Raw genomic sequence first — 22,127 nt, 5'->3', positions numbered from 1 at the left:
CGTGGCAGCCGCTATCTCTCCGCCGGCGGCAGGCGAAGTCCGGTCCCGCCGGGATCCAGGCCGGCGGTGGACGCGCTGATCCCCCGGCTTGCCCTCGCGCTGGCGATCGGTCTGCTTGTCGGGCTCGAACGCGGCTGGCGCGAGCGCGATGCGCCTGCCGGCGACCGGACGGCCGGCATCCGGACCTATGGGATTTCGGGGCTGCTGGGCGGTGTCGTCGCGGCACTCGCCCTCGCGTTCGACGCGCCCGCGATCCTGATCGGCGAATTCCTCGCGTTCACCGCGGTCTTCACCCTCTACAAGCTGCGCGAGGACATTCACGACGACAGCTTCAGCGTGACCGGCACCGTCGCCGGCCTCGCCGTCTTCGCGCTCGGCGCGCTGGCCGTGGCGGGCGATCAGCGCGCCGCGGCGGCTGGCGGCACGGCGCTGGCCGCAATTCTGGCCAGCCGCGACCTTCTCCACAGCCTGGTCAGGCGCATCTCCTGGATCGAGCTGCGCTCCGCGCTGGTGCTGGCGGTGATGACGGCCATCATATTGCCGGTCCTGCCCGCCCGTGCCATCGACCCCTGGGGCGGCTTCAACCCGCATCAGGTCTGGCTCTTCACGGTGCTGACCGCGGCGATTTCCTATCTGGGCTATGTTGCCGTGCGCATGTTCGGCACCACGCGCGGTGTTCTGGTCGGCGGGCTCGCCGGAGCCGTGGTGTCGTCGACGGCGGTCACCGTCGCGCTGGCCCGCACCGCCGCCGGGGGCGCGAACCCCTGGCCGCTCGCAGGCGCCGCCACGCTTGCCGCAGGGGTCTCGGTGCTGCGTGTCACCGGCATCGTGGTCATCGTGGCGCCGGCGGTGCTCGGGGTCACGGCGCTGGCGATCCTGGCGGCCGTCGCCGGTTTTGCCGCCTGCGGGGCGTTCTTTCTCATGCGCGGCCGGCTGGAAGGCGACGGACCGCAGATCCTGCGCAATCCGTTCGACCTACCGGCGGTGATGATCTTCGCCCTGTTCTTCGGCGTCGTCTCGACGATCAGCGCCGCGCTCGCCATGGGGAACACCAGCGGCATGGTGGCGACCTCCGCCATCTCGGGGATCTTCGACGTGGACGTCGCGGTGCTGAGCGCCCTGCGCCTGCTCGGCCAGGCCGCACATCTGGAGGCCGTCGGCCACGCAGTCCTGCTTGCGCTCACGACCAATGCCCTCGGGCGCTTGGTGGTCGCCGCCGCGACCGGGCCTGTCCGGTTCTGGCTGCCGATCGCCGCCGCGACGCTGGTGGCGGGCGCCCTTGGCCTCGCGGCGTTCCTGACGCTGCCGCATTTCGAGTGGCCGGGCACTCCGAGCGTACTCGGCTCGTAGAACTTCCGCGTCCCGGCAGGGCGATCAGCCGTCCCGGTCGAGCCGCGCCCGGATCCGTTCCATCTGGTCGATCTCGGCACGCTGGCCGCCGCTGATGTCGGCGCAGAGGGCGACAAGCTCGGGATCGCTGAGCGTCGCCTCGCGGCACATCAGAATCGCGCCGGAATGGTGGGGGATCATCGACTCGATGAACTGGCGGTCCCCGATCAGCGCCTGCGCGCGGGTCGCCGCGAAGGAGCCGAGCGTCAGCGCGATGAACACCACGTAAAGGGCGATGTTCAGGGACCGTCGCGGATACATGCCTGGCATGGTCGCCAGCATGAAGATCCCCATCGGCGCCCACATGGACAGGGCCATGTAGAACATGTTGAGGTTGTTGCGGAAGTCGCGGATGCCGTCGATCATCGAGAACATCACGACATACATGACGGCCAGCCCCAGCGCCATGTTGATCCAGAACATCAGATAGGGTCGGCCCTCGCCGTTATGCTCATGCCCTGCATGCGAACCATGGCTCATGTCCAAGCCCCCTCTCAATGCCCGACGCCGACGCCCGCCGGCTTGAGCAGCATCCAGACAGCCATGCCGACCATCATCAGGTTTTCAGTCAGCGAGACGAAGCCCAGCGGCACGTTGCTGTCGCCGCCGACGCAGGCGCATTTCAGCTCGCGCCGGTCGATATAGACCGCCTTGAACACCGAGACCGCGCCGATGGTGCCGATGAACAGCGCGACGGGAATGGAGACCCACATCAGCGCCCCCGCGAACATCAGTACGCCGGCCAGCGCCTCGGCGAAGGGATAGACATGGGCATATGGAACCCAACGCTGGGCCAGCAGGTCGTAATTCAGGAACATGGTGGCGAAGCCGTCCACGTCCTTCAGCTTCTGCAGCGCCAGCAGGCACATGGCGATGGCGATGAGCCATTCGGCGGCGTGGACCGTCAGCACGCTCCGGTGCATCGCCCAGCTTGCGGCGCCGGCCATCAGCGCCGCCATGGCGAAGAGCGCGATGACCGGCGTGTAGGTCACCGCGCCCTTGTCCCTGACCGTCTTGCCGAGGAAGCGCCGCAGATCGTCGTAGCCGCCGATCCTCTCGCCGCCGATGAAGGTCTGCGGGGTGGTCTCGACATCGTGCTTCGCCTTGAAGGCGTCGATCTCGGCCCGCGAGGTCAGCTTGTAGTCGGCGACTGCGTAACCCTCGCGCTTGAGCAGATCGAGAGACTTCAGGCCCCAGGGGCACATATGCCCCGGCATCACCATCCGGTGCAGTTCGGCGCGTTTGGCTGAGGCGTTCGGCATGGGTCGGTCATTCGCTTCGGGCCGTCGCCGCGAGAAAACAGGGCGCCGCCGCCGTCCTTGCCTTGGCGGCCCGAAGCGGACAGGGATAGCGGGCGGATCGGCATCCGCCCGCTTCGATTCAATGGCCCCGCTCGGCGAGCCAGGCGCGCATCATCGCGATCTCGGCCTCCTGCGCCGAAATGACTTCCTCGGCCAACGCGCGAACCTCGGGGTCCGTTCCGTGTTCCAGCACGACGCGGGCCATGTCGATGGCGCCCTGGTGATGCGGGATCATGCCGCGCATGAAATCGACATCGGCATCGCCGGTGTAGTCGATCGCCATGTCGCCGTGCATCCGGTCGTTGGCATCCCTGTACGCGCGGATCGCGGGATTGTCGGATGCGGTGCCCTGCACCGCGTGCCCGCCGTGATCCATATGCGCGCCGTGATCGGCCCCGCCCATGCGCGATTCGGCGATCGCCAGCCCGGCGGCCGCCGCGATCGCACCCGCGATGAAGATCGGTGTGAGCTTGTTCACCTGGCGTCTCCCCTCACGTCTGGCCCGCCGGAAACCCGGCCTTGACCAGCGCGCTTTCCAGGATCGCGCGCGGCTGGTCGGACGCGACCTCGATGGTCCGCTTCGTCAGGTCCGGCGTGACCTTGGCGGCCGGATCGACGGACTGGATCGCCCTGGTGACGCCGCGGACACAACCGCCGCAGGACATGTTCTGGATGTGGAACTGCATGAGACCCTCCTGTGCGTTTCTCTCATGCCTTACCAGATGGGGCTTCCCAGCGTTGGAAGGTCAAGGGCGGGTGAGAAGAAAAAAGTGTCCGAAGTTTCGACCTGACTGGCATCCGGCCTACACAAGTGTCAGGTTGGTTGGAACGATATCGGCTATGCGGGCGGCCGCGGTCAGAACAATGATCTTGCCAAAGCATAGAGCATGAGAGCTATCGTCGGGTGGAACGTAGCGGCGAAGCCGGCTGCCTTCATCGCGTTCGCCTCCTAGGATACCGACCAGATGCAGCGCGCGTGAACCTCCGCAAGGAGCGCCTCGCCTCCATGCGTCCGCCGATCCGGTGGGAAATTCCGGCTGCCATGATACGGCCCCCCCTTGACCTTCCCACCGTTGGAAGCCCCATCTGGGGGCAGATGCTGCATCCCGAGGATCTGCGATGAACGCGCCGTTGAAGAACCCGCCCGACTCACATCAGGCCATCAGCCTTCCGATCGAGGGCATGAGTTGCGCCTCATGCGTGGGCCGGGTCGAGAAGGCGTTGAAATCCGTGCCCGGCGTGAAGGACGCCAGCGTCAATCTCGCCACGGAAAAGGCTGAGGTTTCCTTCGAGGCGCCGACCGACCGCCGCGCGCTTGTCGCGGCCATCGAGGATGCGGGCTATTCCGTGCCCTCGGCCACGGTCCAGCTTGCCGTCGAGGGTATGACCTGCGCGTCCTGCGTCGGCAATGTGGAACACGCGCTCAAGGCCATCCCCGGCGTCGCCGAGGCCACCGTCAACCTCGCCACCGAGCGCGCCAGTGTGCGCGGCACCGCTGCCACCGCCGATCTGGTCGAGGCCATCGAGCGCGCCGGCTATGCGGCGCGGCTGTTGGATGGCGGCGCGGCGCAGGACGACACCGACGCCCGCAAGGACCGCGAGCAGGCGGAGCTGAAGCGCGACGTGATCCTGGCCGCCGCACTGACCCTGCCGGTCTTGGTGATGGAGATGGGCTCGCATCTCATTCCCGGCATGCACGACCTCATCATGCGCACCATCGGCATGCAGGGAAACTGGTATTTCCAGTTCGCGCTGACGACCGTCATACTCTTCGTGCCCAGCATCCGCTTCTACGAAAAGGGCTTTCCGGCGCTGGCGCGGCTGGCGCCCGACATGAACTCGCTGGTGGCGGTCGGCACGATGGCCGCCTATGCCTATTCGATGGTCGCGACCTTCGCGCCTTCGCTGCTGCCGGCCGGCACCATCAACGTCTACTACGAGGCCGCGGCGGTCATCGTCACGCTGATCCTGCTCGGCCGCTGGCTGGAGGCGCGAGCGAGGGGCCGCACCTCGGAGGCCATCAAACGCCTCGTCGGCTTGCAGGCCAAGGTCGCGCGGGTGCGCCGCGACGGCGGAACGGTCGAGATCGCCATCGGCGAGGTCGCGCCGGGCGACGTGGTGGAGGTCCGGCCCGGCGAGCGGGTGCCGGTCGATGGCGAGGTGGTCGAGGGCGACAGCTACATCGACGAATCCATGATCACCGGCGAGCCGATCCCGGTCGCCAAGGCGGCAGGCAGCCAGGTAGTCGGCGGCACGGTCAACCAGAAGGGCGCGCTCGCCTTCCGGGCCACCGCCGTCGGCGGCGCGACGGTGCTGTCGCAGATCATCCGCATGGTGGAGGAGGCGCAGGGGTCGAAGCTGCCGATCCAGGCGCTGGTCGACCGGGTGACGATGTATTTCGTGCCGGCGGTGATCGGCGTGGCGATCCTGACCTTCCTCGCCTGGCTCGTCTTCGGGCCGGAACCCGCGCTGACCTTCGCGCTGGTGAACGCGGTCGCGGTCCTCATCATCGCCTGCCCCTGCGCGATGGGTCTCGCCACGCCGACCTCGATCATGGTCGGCACCGGGCGCGGCGCGGAGATGGGCGTGCTGTTCCGCAAGGGCGAGGCGCTGCAACTGCTGAAGGACGCAAAGGTCGTGGCGCTCGACAAGACCGGGACGCTGACCGAGGGGCGGCCGGCTCTGACCGATCTGGAGGTGGCCGAGGGGTTCGACCGGGCCGAGGTTCTGGCACGGATCGCGGCAGTGGAGACGAAATCGGAACATCCCATCGCCCGGGCCATCGTCGAGGCGGCCGAGGTCGAGGGGCTGGCGCTTCCCGAAATCTCGGGCTTCGAGTCGGTGACCGGCTTCGGCGTCAAGGCCGAGGCGGGCGGCGCGCGGATCGAAGTCGGCGCCGACCGCTACATGAGAAAGCTCGGCCTCGATCCCGGCCTTTTCGCGCGCACCGCCGAACGGCTGGGCGGCGAGGGCAAGACACCGCTCTATGCGGCCATCGGCGGCAGGCTCGCCGCGATCGTCGCGGTCGCCGATCCCGTCAAGGAAACCACGCCGGAGGCCATCGCCGCGCTGCACCGGCTGGGCCTCAGGGTCGCGATGATCACCGGCGACAACCGCCGCACGGCCGAGGCCATAGCGCGGCCGCTCGGCATCGACCATGTGATCGCCGAGGTGCTTCCCGACGGCAAGGTCGAGACGGTGAAGGCGCTGAAGGCCGAACACGGCAAGGTCGCTTTCGTCGGCGACGGCATCAACGACGCGCCGGCGCTGGCCGAGGCCGATGTCGGCATCGCCATCGGCACGGGCACCGACATCGCCATCGAGGCGGCCGACGTGGTGCTGATGTCGGGCAGCCTCAAGGGCGTTCCGAACGCCATCGCGCTGTCGAAAGCGACGATCCGCAACATCCGGCAGAACCTGTTCTGGGCCTTCGCCTACAACACGGCGCTGATCCCGGTGGCGGCGGGGGTGCTTTATCCCGCCTTCGGCATCCTGCTCTCACCGGTGCTGGCGGCGGGGGCGATGGCGCTGTCCTCGGTGTTCGTGCTGGGCAACGCCCTGCGCCTGCGCCAGTGGGGGCCGCCGATGGAGACTGGCCGCCCGGACCCGGCCGCGCATCAGGCCCCCCAGGAACCCTCAAGGATCGAAAGGACCGCGACATGAACATCGGCGAAGCGGCCAGCGCCTCGGGCGTCAGCGCGAAGATGATCCGCTATTACGAGCAAATCGGGCTTATCCCCCGAGCCGATCGCACCGCCTCGGGCTATCGCGACTATGCGTCCAGCGACGTTCACATGCTGCGCTTCATCCGCCGCGCCCGCGATCTCGGCTTTTCGGTCGCGGAGATCGACGAGCTTCTCGGGCTCTGGCGCGACCGCAGCCGCCAGAGCGCCGATGTCAAGCGCGTCGCGCTGGCCCGGATCGACGACCTGCGCCGCAGGATTGACGAGATGGAGCAGATGGCGGACACGCTCCAGACGCTTGCCTCGTGCTGCTCGGGCGACGACCGGCCCGATTGCCCGATCCTTGCCGACCTCGAAAGCCCGGCCGGCGAGGGTCCCGGCCGACCGGGGCGGCGGCGGGGTGCGATCGGCAGCCCCCATCAATCGCCAATTGGCGACAGGAACAGGAAAGGAGAACCCGCGTGACCGAACTGCCTCGCCGAAAGATCCTCGTTCTATTCTCGGCCGGCGCCGTCGCGTCAGCGGCCGGTGGCTTTCCCGGCCTTGCCGTGGCCGGCGCGCCGGTCATGGAGGTCGCGCGTTCGCCGGACTGCGGCTGTTGCGGTGGCTGGATCGAGCACATGCGCGCGGCCGGGTTCACGGTCAACGTCCGGATGACCGACGATCTCGGTCCCCTCAAGGCGCAGCTCGGCGTCCCGCCCGAGCTCCACTCCTGTCACACCGGCGCCGTCGGGGGCTACGCCATCGAAGGCCATGTCCCGGCCGGGGACGTGCTTCGTCTCCTGCGCGAGCAGCCCTTGGCCATAGGCCTTGCAGTTCCCGGCATGCCGCTTGGCTCTCCCGGCATGGAGGTGGGGGGGGAGACAGAACCCTACGAGGTGATCCTGTTCACGGCTTCCGGCCGGGAGGTCTTCGCCCGCCATTGAGCTTGCCTTCGCCGGGTTGTCCTTCCTCGCCGGCCGCACCTATTTGCATCCCTTCGTCGCCCAGATCCGGGCGCTGATCGGGACCGGGCCGATCACGGTGGCGCTCGGGATGCCGAGCGTCCCGATCCTCTCCGCATCGGCCACCCCGCAGTCGAGCGTGACTGCGGGGTGGCCAACCGATCGTGCCGGTTTCCCGACACCTCAGCGGGCAGCCCGTTTCGCAAGCAACCCTGCAAGCACCAGGAACAGCAGCGAGCCGAAGCCCCAGACCCGCGCGTAGCCGATCATGTCGCCCCAGGGGGCGAGCGCGTAGACTGCGGCAAGCAGCGCCCAGATCACGGCCACGGGCAGGATGAGCCAGAAATCCTCGTTCATCGTCAGTCTCCTCGGTTCAATGGGCGCCGCCGCCGGTGGCGGTGACGGGAAGGGCCTGCATCAGTTCAAAGCCAAGCGCGGTGAAGGCATACATCGCCACCACGATGAGCAGCACCGAGACCGGTCCCACCCAGGCGGCGGCCCCGGGCCGGACCGCGACGCCGCCCCAAGGGACGACCGCCAGTTCCGCAGACGCGGTGTGGCGCGGCAAAAGGGCCGCCGCGACGCCCAGGGCGAAAACGGCCAGCGCTAGCGCCATCACCGCGCCGCCGACGCCGACCGCCGCCATCAGCTCCTGCCACAGTGCCGGTGCCTCGCCGCCATAGGTGCTGTCGATCACCCGGCGCGGCACGCCGAGATAGCCCGCCGCCACCCCGGCCCCGCCGAAGACCAGCAGCCCGGCGCTCGCCAGCCATGGCATCAGCCGCATCAGCCCCGGCAGGGCCAGCCTGCCGCCCGATAGCGCCGGCATCATCACGGCAAGCGCCGCAAGCAGGGTGAGGCTGACCGTGCCGACTGTGAAGAAGTGGAAATAGCCCGGCACGAAGAAGGTGTCCGACAAGAGCGGCGCCAGCCTCTCCTGGATCAGCACGAAGGCGAAGACGATGCCGAAGCCCATGTTGACCACCGCAAGCCCGACCGCCGCCATCGCCGGATGCCGCCAAGGCAGCCTTCCCAGCCAACCGAACAGCCCGCGCGCGCCCTGGGAACGGGCATGGACCTCGAGCGAGGCGACGATGATCAGGAACGCGGTCAGCGTCGGCACACTGACGAACAGCGACAGGAGCGAGCCAGTGACCCGCACCGCCCCCGGCAGATCGGGCTCCAGGAACATGTGGTAGAGCGAGGTCGGCGGCACGAAGATCAGATAGGCGGAAAAGACGATCTTTGAGAACCGCTCGCCGAACACCGACTTCACCCCGGTCAGTGCCTGCACCAGCACATACCACATCAGCACAGTCGCCATCAGCGGCAGATAATGCATGTTGTGGAACAGGATATGCCAGTTGGTGCCGTGCGACGCCGGGAACGGCCCCCATCCCAGCGCCCAGAGCGCGGTGGGCACGAAGGCATGGAGCGCCGCGAACCCGCTGACGATCAGGAACCCGGCCCAGGCGAACAGGGCGAATCCGACGGCGCTCATCCTCTCTTGCCTACCCTCGCGGCGCGGCCGCAGCAGCGTGGCGAGCGCCGAGGTCGGCGCGGCCATCAGGCCGAGGCCGAGCAGCAGGTAGCCCAGGCTGAACACCAGCATCGCCGCGGGCTCCTCGGTGGCAAGCTCCGGCGCGCCGTCATAAAGCAGCGGCGTGCCCATGAGGCTCCCCGCCACGCTGAGAATGAGCCCGGCGAGGATCGCCGCGAACCCCGCGCGGGCGAGCCCGCGCGCGGCAAGCCCCACCCGCGTGTCCTCGATGGCCGCGAACCCGAGCAGCAGCGCGACCTGCGCCAGATAGAGCCAGTAGAAGAAGATCGCGACGCCGTGGACGGTCAGGAAGCGATAGGCCGACTCTGGCAGGATGTCGATCATCCCGCCGCGGGCGAGCGCGGTCATGAGGCCGCCGAGGATGCCGAGCAGAAGCGCCACTAGCGAGGCCGCCGACAGGGCGAGCAGCAGGCGGCGGTCAGAGGTGGGCAGCGCGGTGAGACGTTCGTTCACGAGATTGGTCGTTGTCGTTCCCCCCTTCAGACCACATCGATGCGGGCTTGCATGTAGTCATGCGCCGCGCCGCAATAGACGGTGCAATAGACGAGGAAGCTGCCGGGTCGCGCGAACACGGCCTCCATCTCGGCTACCGCATTGGGTCGCAGCCGGATCATCCGTCCGCCGCGACCGAACTGGATCGAGGCCCCGTGCGAGACATCGGTCGCCATCATCCGGAAGCGGTAGCGGGTGCCGGCGTCGAGGCGCAGGTGGGTCGGCTCATAGAACCATTTCTCCGCCAGCATGTAGACCTCGACCGGCTCGTCACCGCCGTCGTGGTCCTGCGCGGTGGCCTCGTCGTGCCCGCCATGGGCGCCGTGGCTGGGGGCGGGGGCGGCGTCGGCATGCCCATCCTGAGCAGGACGGCGGGGATGGACGACACCGTCTTCCGCGCGGTGGCGCTCGACGAATTCCGCCACCGTGCGGCGGAAATCGTCGGCGCTCGGGCCGCCGGAGGTCGCGCCATGGGCGTGGCCGCCCGTGGCCTGGTCGTCGGTGCCGTGACGGTCCGCATCTGCGGGGGCGGCGCGGCCGAACAGCGCCAGCGGGCCGGGGGCCGCGCCATAGGCCGCCCAAAGCGCATAGAGGCTGACGCCGCCGAAGCCGAACGCGGCGATGAAGCCGCGACGGGTGGTCGGGTGTCGGGTTTCGGACATGGTGATCGTTCCTCACGGATTGCCGGGAGCGCAGCACCTTGCGCGCTCTGGAAGGCATCGGGATCGGGCCGGCCCAGAAGGAGCCGGTCGGTTTGCTCCGGCACGCCGACTACGGCGCGCCGGTTCAGGCGATCGCGAGGAACTTGGGAGGGCGCAGAGAAGGGGGAAGGGTCAGTCCGGCCCGGGTCGCGTCCGGTGGGATCCCGGCATTGTTCGGGTCGGGGTTCGCCCATGCGGCCGCAGTGGCGGCCGGTGCGCAGAAGGCGCAGCCGCCGACCATGCCGCATTCCGCGCCGTGGTGCCGGGCATGGTGATCCGCGCAACACGCTTCATCGGCGCTGGCGCTGGCCGTGACTGTCATGTGCGGATGCAGGGCCGCCTGAACCTCATGGCCGCCGCCGGAACCAGAAGAAAGCCCCGGGGTGGAGACAGCGAATGCGGCCATCAACAGGAGCACAAGCCAGCACCGCATCCACCCCTTGGCGGGGCGCGCGCGCTGCCTCTGCTGTCCTTGTCCGGTCTGCCGCATGGTTGGCCTGTTGGCACGAAACCAGGATATCATGCCCGTGCAACGCGCTGCGATCCTTGATTTGCGTCAAGTCCCGCAATGCCCGCAGGTCATTCCCTTCACCATGAGGTTCGTCATATCCTCTAGAGCGCCCAGAAACGGGCATATGGGTTTCTAGCGACTGCCAGTCCAAGGCGTGGACACATCTCCTGTTGGTCCCGGACCCCCGAAAGCATTGAGGAAGGACGATGGCATGCGCTTTCAGTCATTCTGGGCAACCAGCGCCTTGATCGCAGCCCTTTCGGGCGCGGGCGCGTTTGCGGCGGATACCCGCCTCGGGCGCATCCTTTACGCCGAGCATTGCGCGGCCTGTCACGGCGCGGAGCTGGAGGGCGCGACCGACTGGCAAAGCCCCGGACCCGACGGCCGCCTTCCCGCGCCGCCCCATGACGAGACGGGCCATACCTGGCATCACGGCGACGCGATGCTCTTCGACTATACGCGCCGCGGCGGGCAGGCGGTGCTCGACGATCTGGGGGTCCGCTTCACCTCCGGCATGCCGGCCTTCGGTGACCTGCTGAGCGACATAGAAATCGAGGCGATCCTCGCCTTCATCCGCTCGACCTGGCCGGACCGGATGCGCGACTATCAGGCGGCGCGCACGGCCGCGGAACGACCGGAATAGGCGACCCCGGCAGCGGGATCGGCCAGCGCGGCATCGGGGCCGCATGCGGGACCGGAACGATATGGTAGCGGATGCCTCGACCACCATACTGTCCTGGCTCGACCGGCATTTTTCGGTCGAACTTCCCTTCACGCGCTTCGGCCGCAATATCCTTCTGCTCAGCCTGATCGGCCTCGTGCCGGTGCTCGCGCTCTACATCGCACTGACGCCAGGCTTCTGGTCGCATCTGATCGCCACCGACGCGGCGCTGGCCCGCTTCGTCCGCCAGATCGCGACCAACGGTCTGCCGGTGGTCGCTGTCGTGAATGCGCTGGGCCTTGTCCTGTTCGCGCGGCTGCGGGCCGACCTGTTGCGCCCCGGGATCGCCCTGGCCATCGACATTCCGGCCCGTATCGGCGGGTTCCTCGGCCTGCATGCGGTGATCTATCCGGCCTCGGCGTTGATGTTCGGCTCTTTCGGTGGCGACCCGCTCCAGGCGCTGCGCGTCGTCGGCCCGACGCTGGCGCGGGCGGCGGCTTTCGACAATCTGTCGGGCGTCTATCTCTATGCCACGCTCGTCGGTGCCATCCCGCTCCACATGGCCCTCGCGGGCGTGGCGGCTCGGCGTCATGGCAACGGAAATGCGTCCCTTCTGGTCCTGTCGGTCGCGGCGCTGGCGCTGTTCGGGCTGCAAGCGGCGATCCTGACGGGCTCCGCGCTCCTGCTCGGCGCGCCCCGCTGAGACTGCCGCCGCCGAACGATCTGACGGTGATGGAGCGGATATCACCGCGGAAGTCGCGCCGAGTCGAGGATGTGCTGCGTCAAACCGCTGGACCAGCACCTGCCCGACGCACCAGCCGGCGGGCAGCTTCGGGCGCACGGAAACCGATCAAGCGCGCCCCAACCGCCCCATGATAGGCGTAAAACCTGCAATAGCTGGAAGATCGGGGCAGGCGGGAACGCGATACCGCGATACGATCGAGGACCACCCGCACTCACGTCTTTGTTGGTCTCGCTCGAACCTATCTGGCTGGACGACGGAGAAAAGCGCGAATACCATGAAAAAATGAAGTCTCTTTGTGCCCACAGCCTCTGGAGGTCTTTGCTCGCGGCGGTTCTGGTCGCGATGCTTGCTCTTTTGCCGACCCACCAGGGTCACGCCTCGGCGGCGCATTCGGACCATTTCGCCGTTCAGTCGAGTCAGAACCCCTCCGACGCGCAGCGCGCCGATTGCTGCATCGACGCCGAAGACGCGGATCACGCACTGAAGGCCGCCTGCGCCAGTTGCGTCCTTCCCTGCATGTCGGCGCTGCATGCGCTCATTCCGAGCCCGCTCGTGACGTCGTTTTCCGGTGACCTTTCCTATCTTCTCCCTGACGGACAGGTCGTTGGCGGCCTAGCCGCGGCGCCGGATCCGAGACCTCCGAAAACCCACTCCTGACATCGTTGCAGTCCCCGGCAGACGCGCCGGGACCACCGATCGCCGACAGTCCAGTCGGCCAAAGGAGCATACTCCATGAGTTTTCGCTACACCCGTCGCCGGTTCATGGCGACAACCGCCGCGTCGGTCGCGGCGATGTCCCTGCCTGCCGGATCTCCAGCCCAGACCACCAGCGCAATCCGGACCCTCAGCGCCACACGCCGCTCGCTCGACATAGATGGCCGAGCCGCGACCGTGTTCGGGCTGGAGAACGCGCTTGGAGGTCAGGGATTGATCCTCGATCCGGGAGAACGGTTCAATGTCCGCCTGGTGAACGATCTCGGTATCGAGACGATCATCCACTGGCACGGTCAGATCCCGCCCAACGATCAGGACGGGGTGCCCGACGCGCCCATGCCAGCTTTGCGCCCGGGCGAGATGCGCGACTACGACTTTGCCCCGCTCGCGGGCACGCACTGGATGCACAGCCACCTTCCCGTTCAGGAAATGCAGCTGCTTGCCGCCCCCCTCATCGTCCGCTCGGGCGAGGATCTTGCAGCGGACCGTCAGGAAATCGTCCTGATCCTGCAGGACTTCTCCTTCACCTCGCCCGAAGAACTGATGGCCAATATCGGGCACGGTCCCGGTGGCGGCGCGATGGATCACGGCGCGATGGATCATGGTTCGGGCGGCGGCATGATGGACCGGATGATGGCGGGCGATCACGGCGCCATGCCCGGCATGGAGATGGACCTCAACGACATCGACTTCGATGCCTACCTTGCGAATGACCGGACCCTTTCCGATCCGGAAGTCGTAAGGATCGAAAAGGGCGGCCGGATCAAGCTGCGTATCATCAACGCTGCGGCCGCGACCGTGTTCTGGATCGACACGGGCGGCCTCGAGGGCCGGCTTGTGGCGGTCGATGGCCATGCCATCGCGCCGATCTCCGGCCGGCGCTTCGGGTTCGCAATGGGACAACGGCTGGATATCGAGCTCGATCTGCCGGCAGAGGAAGGTGCCTGGCCGATCCTCGCATTGCGCGAGGGTGCGCGGGAACGGACCGGGATCATCCTTGCCACCCCCTCGGGTCGGGTCTCCATGATCGACGCCATGGCAGACGACGCAGCACCTGCATTCGACCTCGATCTTGCGCAAGAGGCCGGGTTGCGTGCCCGGGGACCGCTATCGCAGCGCGCCCCCGCGCGCCGTGAGATGATCATGCTGGGCGGCACCATGTCCCCCTATCGCTGGACCATCAACGACCGCACCTGGGGCGACCATGTACCGATCAGCGCAAGTGCCGGCGAGCGTATCGAGTTGATGTTCCACAACATGTCGATGATGGCCCATCCCATGCATCTGCACGGCCACGTCTTTCAGGTTGTCGGCATCGGCGGCCAGCGCATTGACGGCGCGCTCCGGGACACGGTCTATATCCCGCCCATGTCGATGGTCACGATCGCATTCGATGCGGGTGAGGCGGCGCGCTGGATGCTGCATTGCCATCACATGCCGCATCTCATCACCGGCATGATGACCGAACTCGTCGTCTCGTCCTGAAAACAGCCGCAGCGGCAGGGATGCCGTTGCGGTTCACCCCGCCCCCGACGCTTCAGGACGTGCCGACGCTTCGGGGGCGGGCCGGAATGGAAACCGAACATGACTCAATCCACCCGGCGCCTCGGTCTCGCGGCTGTCATCGCCGCAGCAGGCATCATCGCCTGGACTCTCCTGGGCGATCGAGGCGAGCCCCCTATCGCAATAGACGCACGGCCGGATCTGCCTGCGGAATTCACCCCGGCCCCCTTGGCCGAGGTCCTGGTCCCCGCCAGCCTATCCGAAACGGAAGCCATGGGTGAACGCGCTTTCGCTGCTCTCTGCGCGGTGTGCCATGGAACGAATGCGGCGGGTCGGGACGGTATCGCCCCGCCGCTTGTGCATCGCATCTACCATCCCGGTCACCACTCCGATGCCGCCTTCCACATAGCCGTTCAGAACGGCGTTCGCGCCCACCATTGGTCATTCGGCAACATGCCACCGATCGAAGGGGTCACACGGGCCGAGGCCGAAACCATTGTCGCCTATGTCCGCGCGCTTCAGCGCGAGAACGGAATCGAATGACACAGATCGAACCCACATCGAGCATCAAACACAAGGGAGCAATGGAATGACGAATGTCATCTTCAACCGGCGTCAAATGCTGACTATGACAGGAGGCGGCCTTGTTTCGGTGGCCGCCAGCGCATCTCTGGCCCAAAGCCTGGTCGGCGAGATCGAAGCCGACAGCGGTCAGCGCGTCCGCCACAATACCGCATCGTTCAGAGCTGTACAGTGGCGCGATCATTTCGACAACTTGCGGCATGGCGCGATCATCTGCGACAGCGCATCGCGCGCTGTCCACTTCTGGTCAGAGAATGAAAGCACCTATCTGATTTATCCCTGCTCCGTGCCGATGACCGAGGAATTCACGCGCCGCGGCCGAACTGAAATCGTCCTGAAGCGTCTGAACCCAACCTGGATTCCGACCCCGAACATGCGCCAACGCGATCCGACTCTGCCAGCTGTCGTTCCTCCGGGCCCGAGTAACCCGCTCGGAACGCGCGCCCTGAACCTGTCCTGGCAATACTATCGGGTTCACGGAATAGACGACGAACGCAAGATCGGGCGCAGGGCTTCGAACGGATGCTTCGGTCTCTTTAATCACCATGTCGAGCAGCTCTACGAGATGGTTCGGATCGGAACCCAGGTCGTGGTGCTGTAAGGCCATGAAAACTCTTCGCACAGTGATGATCGCAATCCCGCTTGTGCTGCTCGCAGCGACCGTCGGCGCATTCCTGATCTTCGGTCTCTCGGGTGGTCGGGACGTTGCGACCTCTACGGATTCCGCCGAGACGACCGTCGCAAGGAATATCTCCGACGGCCGCCTTTTGATCACGGTTCGACCTAGACAGGAGGGGGCGTTCGAAATCGTCTCACGGCTCGAACGAGACGATGGCGGCAATGACGCCACGCTCATTCAACCAGGCGTATCTATGACCATGATCGGCCACGATATGGGACGCACACCGATCCCCATGTATCGCCGATCGGATGGCTCCTGGAACGGAACGGGCAGCTTTCCGATGAGCGGGCGATGGCGTTTCCAGGTCAGCTTCGACGGCGAAATTTTCGAACTCGATCATACCGCAAGGTGAGAGCTCAGGATGTCAAATCTACGCCCGACCCTGGCATGGGCCAGGCCAATGCAGCCATTCTTCCGGGGCTGGATGACGGCAGTGCTCGCATTCATCGCGTTGGGCACGATATCCGCAGTCTGGTCCAATCCGTTCTTCGTCCGGATGACACCAGTCGGTGAGTGGGAGCTTCCCGCCGTATCGGTCCTCGCTGTCCTTACCGGAACATTCGCCGCGCTACCAAATGCCTGCGGGCTTCGTCGCGCCACCGTAGGCGGCACTGCCGGCTTCCTCGGAATCGCATGCCCGACATGCAACACGATCCTCATGCTGATCTTCGGCGGCGAAGCCCTGATGATCTGGTTTGATCCGATACGACCGTACATCACCGTAGCTGGAATGGGCCTTCTTTCTTTCGCAATATGGCGGCGATGGCATTCAGCGCGCTCTGCCAAAACGCGCATCTGAACGAGGAACACCTATGAGAACAACAACAGGCCTTGGTCAGAAGCCATCCCGTCTTGCCTTGTTTCAGGGTCGGACGCGCACGCGACATATCGTTGTCTTGGTGGCAACTGTCATACTTGTCTACGCCTTCGGGTCGGTACATGGCCAATGGAGCCCGATGCACCGATGGAATCGAGCTTTCGCGGACGCGTCAGTCCTGCTGCTCGGGTTGACGATGACACTCGGAGCCATACCACGCTTGTTCCGGCAGAGTGCCAAATGGCTTCCCTGGCGGCGGGAGTTGGGAATCTACTCTGTTCTCCTTGCTCTGGTTCACACGACAATCATTCTTGAGGGTTGGGTAGAGTGGAACTTCCCCCGCCTGTTCGGTTTCGAGTTTCACCCTGTCGATCTGGAATACGTTATGCTGCAGCACGGTTTCGGACTTGCCAACGCAATCGGCATTCTTGCGCTCGGCATCGGGTTTATCCTCATGCTTACCTCAAGCGATCGCGCCGTCCGCCTCCTTGGCTCGGCGACTTGGAAAACAGTTCAGATGACGGCACTTGTGTTCTGGGCGCTGGTTGTGGCGCATACCGCCTACTTTCTGTACGCTCATTTCCTAAGCTTTCATCGCGCGACCCCTGATCGAAACCCGCTGCAGCTGCCCTTTGCCGTCATGGTCGTTTCGGTACTGGCGATACGAACCGCCGCATTCTTCACAACGTTCAGGCGGCATACGCAGGAGTCGAAAATCAGGCAAAACGCATGAGTTGCGGCTTCCCTTCACTAATCGCTCAACGATAGGGGGGATCGCCCCATTTGCAGTGTACAAGCTCGCGCAGGTTTCTTTGCCATAGAACCGAATCAGACCTTCGCGCCTGAGTGATTTCGGCGAGATGCTCCGCATCCCTGCCAGTCGGACCATCCCATTTCTACGCTCTGGTATCCGTTTCTACGCTACCCGCCGCCACGCTCTTTCCGCCTACCCCGATCACTGCTTCCCTTTCCACAAGGCGTTTCAGGAAGGGCGTGGAAGCATGACGGCCAAACCGGACATCCTGCGGATCGACGTGCTGCCGCCTGTCAGCAGACCGGGCTCGCCCGAGCGCGCCGAGCAGGCCATTCGCGCCCTGGCCCGGATCATCGGGCGGCAGATCGCCCGGGAACAGTTCCGCGAACAGGTTGCCAAAGAGGGCGTCGCCACGGAATCGCACTCCACGAGCCGCGATCCGGATAAGGCCTGAATACCGCTTGCCCTTGCCCATATTACACGTATAATGCAGGTATCGTTTCAGCAAGGTTGCCTGCCATGCCCACAGTCGGCTCCCTCGAGTTCCAGCGCAAGTTCGGCGAGTTCCAGCACCAGGCGCAGCGCGAGCCGGTGGAGATCACCCGGCACGGGCGGCGCGAGTTCGTGCTGATGTCCGCCGACCACTACGACTGGCTCCGCGCCGCCGCGCAGCGGACGCATCGCACGGCGGACACCGCCGATGTGGTGATCAACGCCGTTGAACGGGCCGAGATGGATGCCGAACACGCTCGCCTCGACGATCTGCTGAAGTGAGGTCACGGCGTGGCATTTCCTGAACCGAAGCCCGGCCTCGTCCTGCGCTACGATTACCTCTGGACGCATGAGGCGGCCGCTGGCCAGGATCAGGGCAAGACGCGTCCGACCTGCCTCGTCGCCGCGACGGATGCCTTCGTGCGCCCCCGCTATGTGGTCCTGCTGCCGATCACCCATGCGCCGCCCGCAGGCGATACGGTCGGCATCGAGATCCCGGCCAAGGTGAAGCAGGCCATCGGCCTTGATGAGGCGCCAAGTTGGGTGATCGTCTCGGAGCACAATATCGACGAATGGCCCAATGGCGGGCTGTCGCCAGTCCCCGGCACGCGGGGAGAGTTCAGCTACGGCTTCATTCCGCCGGGGCTGTTCGCGCAGATCAAGACCCGCTTCCTTGAGTTGGCCCGCGCGAAGAAGAGCAGCGCGGTGCGTCGTTGATTGTGGAGTTGACCTCATGACCCGAGTTGCCCTTTACGCCCGATATTCCGACGACAAGCAGCGTGACGCCTCGATCGAGGACCAGTTCCGCATCTGCCGGGAACACGCGCAGCGCGAGGGCTGGCAAATCGTCGGAACCTACAAGGACGCCGCCATATCGGGAGCCAGCATGATCCTGCGGCCCGGCATTCAGGCGCTCGTGCAGGACGCGCAGGCGGGCCAGTTCGACATGGTTCTGGCCGAGGCGCTGGACCGGATCAGCCGCGATCAGGCGGATGTGGCAACGCTGTTCAAGCACCTGCAATTCGCCGGCGTCCCGATCGTCACGCTGGCCGAAGGCGAGATCACCGAATTGCATGTCGGCCTGAAGGGCACGATGAACGCGCTCTTTCTCAAGGATCTTGCCGCGAAGACCCGCCGTGGATTGCGCGGCCGTGTCGTGGAAGGGAAATCCGGCGGCGGCATCTCCTTCGGCTATCGTGTCGTCAAGCAGCTCGATGCCCGCGGCGATCTGATCCGTGGCGACCGCGATGTCGACGAGGGACAGGCGATCATCGTCCGGCGCATCTTCCGCGAGTTCGCCGCCGGTATCGGCCCGCGCACCATCGCCCGCACCCTGAACGAGGAAGGCGTTCCCGGCCCCGGCGGCAAGCCATGGAACGACACGACCATCCGCGGCCATGTCAAACGCGGCACCGGCCTCATCAACAACGAACTCTACATCGGCCGCCTGGTCTGGAACCGGATGCGCTACATCAAGGATCCGCGCACCGGCAAGCGCGTGTCGCGGATGAACCCGGAAGCCGAATGGGTGGTCACTGAGGTTCCGGCGCTTCGCATCATTGATGACGAGCTTTGGGAGAGCGCGAAGGCGCGGCAGTCCGAGATTGCCGAGAAATATGCCAACGTCGTGGAAGCCGTCCGCGAACACCACAGAAACAACAAGCTGAACACCGCCCGAAGACCGAAGTCTCTTTTGTCCGGTCTGGTCTTCTGCGGCTGCTGCAGCGGCCCCTACTCGCTTCGCGGGGCCGGACGCTTCGCCTGTTCGAACCACATCAGCAAGGGCAACTGCACCAACAAGGCCACTATCCGACAGGATGAACTGGAGACCCGTGTTCTCGCAGGCATCAGGAACAAGCTCATGGCCCCTGAGATCGCAGCGGACGCGATGCGAGCCTATGCCGAGGAGATGAACCGCCTCAATCGGGAGCGCCGCGCGAACAGCGATGCCTGGCGAACCGAGCTTGCGAAGGTCGAGAAGGATATTCGCGGCATGATCGAGGCGATCAAGGCGGGCATGTTCCACGAAAGCATGAAGGGTGAGATGACCGCGCTCGAAGCTCGCAAAGCGGAACTAACCTCCCTGCTCGCCGATGTGCCGCAGGACATGCCCGACATTCTGCCCGCCGCCTCGTCAATCTATGCCCGGAAGGTCCAGGAATTGACCGACGCCCTGGGCGACCCCGAGAACCAGCAGGAAGCTGCGGATCAGCTGCGCGCGCTCATCGACAGGATCGTTCTCACCCCCGGCGACACGCGGGGCGAAATCTTCGCCACCCTGCACGGCGATCTGCGGACGATTCTGGAGTGGACGGCGCGACAAGAGGGCAAGGCTGGTGCCAAACGCAACACTCCCGCAGGCGAAACTGCGGGAGTGTTGGAATCGGTGGTTGCGGGGGTAGGATTTGAACCTACGACCTTCAGGTTATGAGCCTGACGAGCTACCGGGCTGCTCTACCCCGCGCCAATTTTGTCCTGATCGGGTGTTTTGATCGTTTCAGAGAGATATGCGTTTCTTTCCAGGTCTGGCGGTGACCTACTCTCCCACGTCTTGAGACGCAGTACCATCGGCGCAGCGGCACTTAACGGCCGAGTTCGGGATGGGATCGGGTGTTTTGCTCGCGCTAGGGCCACCAGACCAGGAAAGAAACGCTCAGCGTCGGATCCCTTGCGGGATCTGATATTGTCCAAGGATGCTTTGGAGGAAGCGGGGGTAATCCTGCTTCTTCCGGATCAAATCAAGCCTATCGAGCCATTAGTACCGGTCAACTGAATGCATTGCTGCACTTACATCTCCGGCCTATCGACGTGGTGGTCTTCCACGGCTCTCAAGGGAGACCTTGTTTTGAGGGGGGCTTCACGCTTAGATGCCTTCAGCGTTTATCCTGTCCGTTCATAGCTACCCTGCACTGCCGTTGGCACGACAACAGGTCCACCAGTGGAACGTTCACCCCGGTCCTCTCGTACTAGGGGCAACTCCTCTCAAGTCTCCAACACCCACGGCAGATAGGGACCGAACTGTCTCACGACGTTCTAAACCCAGCTCACGTACCTCTTTAAACGGCGAACAGCCGTACCCTTGGGACCTGCTCCAGCCCCAGGATGAGATGAGCCGACATCGAGGTGCCAAACGATGCCGTCGATATGGACTCTTGGGCATCATCAGCCTGTTATCCCCAGCGTACCTTTTATCCGTTGAGCGATGGCCCTTCCACTCGGGACCACCGGATCACTATGGCCGTCTTTCGACTCTGCTCGACTTGTCAGTCTTGCAGTCAGGCTGGCTTCTGCCATTGCACTCAACGAGCGATTTCCGACCGCTCTGAGCCAACCTTCGCGCGCCTCCGTTACTGTTTGGGAGGCGACCGCCCCAGTCAAACTACCCACCACGCAGGGTCCCGGACCCGGATAACGGGCCGCGGTTAGACATCAAGAGTGCGAAGGGCGGTATCTCAAGGGTGGCTCCACGGGAACTGGCGTCCCCGCTTCAAAGCCTACCGCCTATCCTGCACATCGCAATCCTGATGCCAGTGCGAAGTTGTAGTAAAGGTGCATGGGGTCTTTCCGTCTAACCGCGGGAAGTCTGCATCTTCACAGACAATTCAATTTCGCTGAGTCCACGTTTGAGACAGCGGGGAAGTCGTTACGCCATTCGTGCAGGTCGGAACTTACCCGACAAGGAATTTCGCTACCTTAGGACCGTTATAGTTACGGCCGCCGTTTACCGGGGCTTCAATTCAAGGCTTGCACCTCTCCTTTTAACCTTCCGGCACCGGGCAGGCGTCAGACCCTATACGTCGTCTTGCGACTTCGCAGAGCCCTGTGTTTTTAGTAAACAGTCGCCACCCCCTGGTTTGTGCCCCCGGCCTTCACTTGCGTAAAAACCGGGCCTCCTTCTCGCGAACTTACGGAGGTATTTTGCCGAGTTCCTTAAACGTGGTTCTCTCAAGCGCCTTGGTATTCTCTACCAGTCCACCTGTGTCGGTTTCGGGTACGGTCTTGTGGAGGGCTATTTCCAGGAACCGCTCAGCAGCCCCTCCAATCCGATAAGGAGGAACTACACCTGCGATCCGTCACCATCTCCTGGCCCAGGAATATTAACCTGGTTCCCATCGACTACGCCTTTCGGCCTCGCCTTAGGGGCCGGCTTACCCTGCTCAGATTAGCTTTAAGCAGGAACCCTTGGACTTTCGGCGACAGGGTCTCTCACCCTGTTTGTCGCTACTCATGTCAACATTCTCACTTCTGATCACTCCACCGGTTGCCTCACGGCCCGGCTTCACAGTCAGAACATTGCCTCCGTCGCATCCGAGGATACGAAAGAGGCAGCGTTCTATATCACAGAACGCTCCGCTACCACGCACAACAAATGTGCATCCAAAGCTTCGGCTCGTGGCTTGAGCCCCGTTACATCTTCGCCGCAAGACCTCTTGATTAGACCAGTGAGCTGTTACGCTATCTTTAAAGGATGGCTGCTTCTAAGCCAACCTCCTGGTTGTTTTGGAAGTCTCACATGCTTTCCCACTTAGCCACGAATTGGGGGCCTTAGCTGTTGGTCAGGGTTGTTTCCCTCTCCACGACGGACGTTAGCACCC

The 22,127-nt window shown here is 64.9% G+C and carries 25 protein-coding genes, 1 tRNA gene, 2 rRNA genes and 1 pseudogene (1 of these 29 cut by a window edge); 17 read left to right on the top strand and 12 right to left on the bottom strand.

Features of this window, described 5'->3' with window-relative positions; translation table 11 throughout:
• Positions 1–66 precede the first annotated feature (66 nt).
• Positions 67–1,350 carry an MgtC/SapB family protein gene (locus JHW48_RS04690; protein ID WP_119884772.1) on the top strand — a complete coding sequence of 428 codons (1,284 nt, stop codon included), beginning with the start codon at positions 67–69 and terminating at the stop codon, positions 1,348–1,350.
• 24 nt (positions 1,351–1,374) lie between these two features.
• Here the strand turns inward: JHW48_RS04690 and JHW48_RS04685 are convergent, their stop codons facing one another.
• The 4 genes from JHW48_RS04685 to JHW48_RS04670 all read right to left on the bottom strand — a co-directional run bounded on the left by JHW48_RS04685 (position 1,375) and on the right by JHW48_RS04670 (position 3,376).
• Entirely contained in the window at positions 1,375–1,869 is a 495-nt protein-coding gene (locus tag JHW48_RS04685) for a DUF305 domain-containing protein (RefSeq protein ID WP_119884773.1), read from the bottom strand.
• A 14-nt stretch (positions 1,870–1,883) separates the two neighbouring features.
• Positions 1,884–2,651: a MauE/DoxX family redox-associated membrane protein gene (locus JHW48_RS04680; protein WP_119884774.1), complete on the bottom strand. Its 768-nt coding sequence runs from the start codon at positions 2,649–2,651 to the stop codon at positions 1,884–1,886.
• Between the two features lie 118 nt (positions 2,652–2,769).
• Positions 2,770–3,093, bottom strand: a complete 324-nt coding sequence (copM, locus tag JHW48_RS04675; RefSeq protein ID WP_205961850.1) for a CopM family metallochaperone — start codon at positions 3,091–3,093, stop codon at positions 2,770–2,772.
• Between the two features lie 88 nt (positions 3,094–3,181).
• Positions 3,182–3,376: a heavy-metal-associated domain-containing protein gene (locus JHW48_RS04670; RefSeq protein ID WP_119884776.1), complete on the bottom strand. Its 195-nt coding sequence runs from the start codon at positions 3,374–3,376 to the stop codon at positions 3,182–3,184.
• Positions 3,377–3,809: 433 nt separating this feature from the next.
• Between JHW48_RS04670 and JHW48_RS04665 the strand changes: the two genes are divergently transcribed.
• From JHW48_RS04665 to JHW48_RS04655, 3 genes are read left to right on the top strand one after another with little or no spacing between them, the layout of a single operon-like run.
• On the top strand, positions 3,810–6,353 hold the full coding sequence (locus JHW48_RS04665) for a heavy metal translocating P-type ATPase (protein ID WP_119884777.1): 2,544 nt from the start codon (positions 3,810–3,812) through the stop codon (positions 6,351–6,353).
• Positions 6,350–6,838, top strand: coding sequence for a Cu(I)-responsive transcriptional regulator (gene cueR, locus JHW48_RS04660; protein ID WP_119884778.1), 489 nt, complete (start codon positions 6,350–6,352; stop codon positions 6,836–6,838). Before JHW48_RS04665 ends, cueR begins: the two co-directional genes overlap by 4 nt.
• On the top strand, positions 6,835–7,299 hold the full coding sequence (locus JHW48_RS04655) for a DUF411 domain-containing protein (RefSeq protein WP_240637667.1): 465 nt from the start codon (positions 6,835–6,837) through the stop codon (positions 7,297–7,299). Before cueR ends, JHW48_RS04655 begins: the two co-directional genes overlap by 4 nt.
• Before the next feature lie 201 nt (positions 7,300–7,500).
• Here the strand turns inward: JHW48_RS04655 and JHW48_RS04650 are convergent, their stop codons facing one another.
• The 4 genes from JHW48_RS04650 to JHW48_RS04635 all read right to left on the bottom strand — a co-directional run bounded on the left by JHW48_RS04650 (position 7,501) and on the right by JHW48_RS04635 (position 10,477).
• Positions 7,501–7,674 carry a hypothetical protein gene (locus tag JHW48_RS04650; protein WP_170152200.1) on the bottom strand — a complete coding sequence of 58 codons (174 nt, stop codon included), beginning with the start codon at positions 7,672–7,674 and terminating at the stop codon, positions 7,501–7,503.
• A gap of 16 nt (positions 7,675–7,690) precedes the next feature.
• Positions 7,691–9,331, bottom strand: a complete 1,641-nt coding sequence (locus tag JHW48_RS04645) for a cbb3-type cytochrome c oxidase subunit I (protein ID WP_170152201.1) — start codon at positions 9,329–9,331, stop codon at positions 7,691–7,693.
• A gap of 26 nt (positions 9,332–9,357) precedes the next feature.
• The gene (locus JHW48_RS04640; protein ID WP_119884780.1) at positions 9,358–10,032 is read right to left on the bottom strand and encodes a cupredoxin domain-containing protein; all 675 of its coding nucleotides are present in this window, start codon (positions 10,030–10,032) and stop codon (positions 9,358–9,360) included.
• Positions 10,033–10,156: 124 nt separating this feature from the next.
• Positions 10,157–10,477 carry a hypothetical protein gene (locus tag JHW48_RS04635; RefSeq protein WP_147388035.1) on the bottom strand — a complete coding sequence of 107 codons (321 nt, stop codon included), beginning with the start codon at positions 10,475–10,477 and terminating at the stop codon, positions 10,157–10,159.
• A 316-nt stretch (positions 10,478–10,793) separates the two neighbouring features.
• On the opposite strand from JHW48_RS04635, the gene JHW48_RS04630 reads away from it, so the two are divergent.
• The 13 genes and pseudogenes from JHW48_RS04630 to JHW48_RS04570 form a co-directional block, all read left to right on the top strand.
• Positions 10,794–11,225, top strand: coding sequence for a c-type cytochrome (locus JHW48_RS04630; RefSeq protein ID WP_119884782.1), 432 nt, complete (start codon positions 10,794–10,796; stop codon positions 11,223–11,225).
• A 61-nt stretch (positions 11,226–11,286) separates the two neighbouring features.
• The gene (locus tag JHW48_RS04625; RefSeq protein ID WP_119884783.1) at positions 11,287–11,946 is read left to right on the top strand and encodes a hypothetical protein; all 660 of its coding nucleotides are present in this window, start codon (positions 11,287–11,289) and stop codon (positions 11,944–11,946) included.
• A 264-nt stretch (positions 11,947–12,210) separates the two neighbouring features.
• Positions 12,211–12,645, top strand: coding sequence for a hypothetical protein (locus JHW48_RS04620; RefSeq protein WP_147388036.1), 435 nt, complete (start codon positions 12,211–12,213; stop codon positions 12,643–12,645).
• Positions 12,646–12,720: 75 nt separating this feature from the next.
• Positions 12,721–14,187, top strand: a complete 1,467-nt coding sequence (locus JHW48_RS04615) for a multicopper oxidase family protein (protein WP_119884785.1) — start codon at positions 12,721–12,723, stop codon at positions 14,185–14,187.
• 99 nt (positions 14,188–14,286) lie between these two features.
• Positions 14,287–14,748 carry a c-type cytochrome gene (locus tag JHW48_RS04610; RefSeq protein WP_119884786.1) on the top strand — a complete coding sequence of 154 codons (462 nt, stop codon included), beginning with the start codon at positions 14,287–14,289 and terminating at the stop codon, positions 14,746–14,748.
• A gap of 46 nt (positions 14,749–14,794) precedes the next feature.
• Positions 14,795–15,388: a L,D-transpeptidase gene (locus JHW48_RS04605; RefSeq protein WP_119884787.1), complete on the top strand. Its 594-nt coding sequence runs from the start codon at positions 14,795–14,797 to the stop codon at positions 15,386–15,388.
• Between the two features lie 25 nt (positions 15,389–15,413).
• Positions 15,414–15,821: a hypothetical protein gene (locus tag JHW48_RS04600; RefSeq protein ID WP_119884788.1), complete on the top strand. Its 408-nt coding sequence runs from the start codon at positions 15,414–15,416 to the stop codon at positions 15,819–15,821.
• Between the two features lie 48 nt (positions 15,822–15,869).
• Complete coding sequence (locus JHW48_RS04595; protein ID WP_147388037.1) at positions 15,870–16,268, top strand: hypothetical protein; 399 nt, start codon at positions 15,870–15,872, stop codon at positions 16,266–16,268.
• A gap of 157 nt (positions 16,269–16,425) precedes the next feature.
• Positions 16,426–17,019, top strand: coding sequence for a ferric reductase-like transmembrane domain-containing protein (locus JHW48_RS04590; RefSeq protein WP_272835789.1), 594 nt, complete (start codon positions 16,426–16,428; stop codon positions 17,017–17,019).
• A 268-nt stretch (positions 17,020–17,287) separates the two neighbouring features.
• The gene (locus tag JHW48_RS04585) at positions 17,288–17,494 is read left to right on the top strand and encodes a hypothetical protein (protein ID WP_119884790.1); all 207 of its coding nucleotides are present in this window, start codon (positions 17,288–17,290) and stop codon (positions 17,492–17,494) included.
• 65 nt (positions 17,495–17,559) lie between these two features.
• Positions 17,560–17,814: a type II toxin-antitoxin system prevent-host-death family antitoxin gene (locus tag JHW48_RS04580; protein ID WP_119884791.1), complete on the top strand. Its 255-nt coding sequence runs from the start codon at positions 17,560–17,562 to the stop codon at positions 17,812–17,814.
• Between the two features lie 9 nt (positions 17,815–17,823).
• Positions 17,824–18,249, top strand: coding sequence for a hypothetical protein (locus JHW48_RS04575; RefSeq protein WP_119884792.1), 426 nt, complete (start codon positions 17,824–17,826; stop codon positions 18,247–18,249).
• A 16-nt stretch (positions 18,250–18,265) separates the two neighbouring features.
• A pseudogene (locus JHW48_RS04570) lies at positions 18,266–19,324 on the top strand (recombinase family protein); the annotation flags it as partial.
• Positions 19,325–19,666: 342 nt separating this feature from the next.
• Here the strand turns inward: JHW48_RS04570 and JHW48_RS04565 are convergent.
• The 4 genes from JHW48_RS04565 to JHW48_RS04550 form a co-directional block, all read right to left on the bottom strand.
• Complete coding sequence (locus tag JHW48_RS04565; RefSeq protein ID WP_272835788.1) at positions 19,667–19,855, bottom strand: hypothetical protein; 189 nt, start codon at positions 19,853–19,855, stop codon at positions 19,667–19,669.
• A gap of 64 nt (positions 19,856–19,919) precedes the next feature.
• Positions 19,920–19,996: transfer RNA gene (locus JHW48_RS04560), tRNA-Met, on the bottom strand.
• A 59-nt stretch (positions 19,997–20,055) separates the two neighbouring features.
• Positions 20,056–20,170: ribosomal RNA gene (gene rrf, locus JHW48_RS04555) — 5S ribosomal RNA — on the bottom strand.
• Positions 20,171–20,266: 96 nt separating this feature from the next.
• A 23S ribosomal RNA gene (locus JHW48_RS04550) occupies positions 20,267–22,127 on the bottom strand (it continues 975 nt past the right edge of the window).

Origin of the sequence: Paracoccus aestuarii (genome assembly GCF_028553885.1) — a bacterium.
Taxonomy (GTDB): domain Bacteria; phylum Pseudomonadota; class Alphaproteobacteria; order Rhodobacterales; family Rhodobacteraceae; genus Paracoccus; species Paracoccus aestuarii.
The sequence above is the reverse complement of the archived record's forward strand: the minus strand, read 5'-3'. Positions and strand labels throughout refer to the sequence as shown.

Excerpts from the sequence above, each read along its gene's own strand:
- JHW48_RS04685 (WP_119884773.1), bottom strand. The coding sequence starts at position 1,869 with ATGAGCCATGGTTCGCATGCAGGGCATGAGCATAACGGCGAGGGCCGA.
- JHW48_RS04680 (WP_119884774.1), bottom strand. The coding sequence starts at position 2,651 with ATGCCGAACGCCTCAGCCAAACGCGCCGAACTGCACCGGATGGTGATG.
- copM (WP_205961850.1), bottom strand. The coding sequence starts at position 3,093 with ATGGGCGGGGCCGATCACGGCGCGCATATGGATCACGGCGGGCACGCG.
- JHW48_RS04670 (WP_119884776.1), bottom strand. The coding sequence starts at position 3,376 with ATGCAGTTCCACATCCAGAACATGTCCTGCGGCGGTTGTGTCCGCGGC.
- JHW48_RS04665 (WP_119884777.1), top strand. The coding sequence starts at position 3,810 with ATGAACGCGCCGTTGAAGAACCCGCCCGACTCACATCAGGCCATCAGC.
- cueR (WP_119884778.1), top strand. The coding sequence starts at position 6,350 with ATGAACATCGGCGAAGCGGCCAGCGCCTCGGGCGTCAGCGCGAAGATG.
- JHW48_RS04650 (WP_170152200.1), bottom strand. The coding sequence starts at position 7,674 with ATGAACGAGGATTTCTGGCTCATCCTGCCCGTGGCCGTGATCTGGGCG.
- JHW48_RS04640 (WP_119884780.1), bottom strand. The coding sequence starts at position 10,032 with ATGTCCGAAACCCGACACCCGACCACCCGTCGCGGCTTCATCGCCGCG.
- JHW48_RS04635 (WP_147388035.1), bottom strand. The coding sequence starts at position 10,477 with ATGGCCGCATTCGCTGTCTCCACCCCGGGGCTTTCTTCTGGTTCCGGC.
- JHW48_RS04630 (WP_119884782.1), top strand. The coding sequence starts at position 10,794 with ATGCGCTTTCAGTCATTCTGGGCAACCAGCGCCTTGATCGCAGCCCTT.
- JHW48_RS04625 (WP_119884783.1), top strand. The coding sequence starts at position 11,287 with ATGGTAGCGGATGCCTCGACCACCATACTGTCCTGGCTCGACCGGCAT.
- JHW48_RS04615 (WP_119884785.1), top strand. The coding sequence starts at position 12,721 with ATGAGTTTTCGCTACACCCGTCGCCGGTTCATGGCGACAACCGCCGCG.
- JHW48_RS04610 (WP_119884786.1), top strand. The coding sequence starts at position 14,287 with ATGACTCAATCCACCCGGCGCCTCGGTCTCGCGGCTGTCATCGCCGCA.
- JHW48_RS04605 (WP_119884787.1), top strand. The coding sequence starts at position 14,795 with ATGACGAATGTCATCTTCAACCGGCGTCAAATGCTGACTATGACAGGA.
- JHW48_RS04600 (WP_119884788.1), top strand. The coding sequence starts at position 15,414 with ATGATCGCAATCCCGCTTGTGCTGCTCGCAGCGACCGTCGGCGCATTC.
- JHW48_RS04595 (WP_147388037.1), top strand. The coding sequence starts at position 15,870 with ATGCAGCCATTCTTCCGGGGCTGGATGACGGCAGTGCTCGCATTCATC.
- JHW48_RS04590 (WP_272835789.1), top strand. The coding sequence starts at position 16,426 with ATGCACCGATGGAATCGAGCTTTCGCGGACGCGTCAGTCCTGCTGCTC.
- JHW48_RS04585 (WP_119884790.1), top strand. The coding sequence starts at position 17,288 with ATGACGGCCAAACCGGACATCCTGCGGATCGACGTGCTGCCGCCTGTC.
- JHW48_RS04580 (WP_119884791.1), top strand. The coding sequence starts at position 17,560 with ATGCCCACAGTCGGCTCCCTCGAGTTCCAGCGCAAGTTCGGCGAGTTC.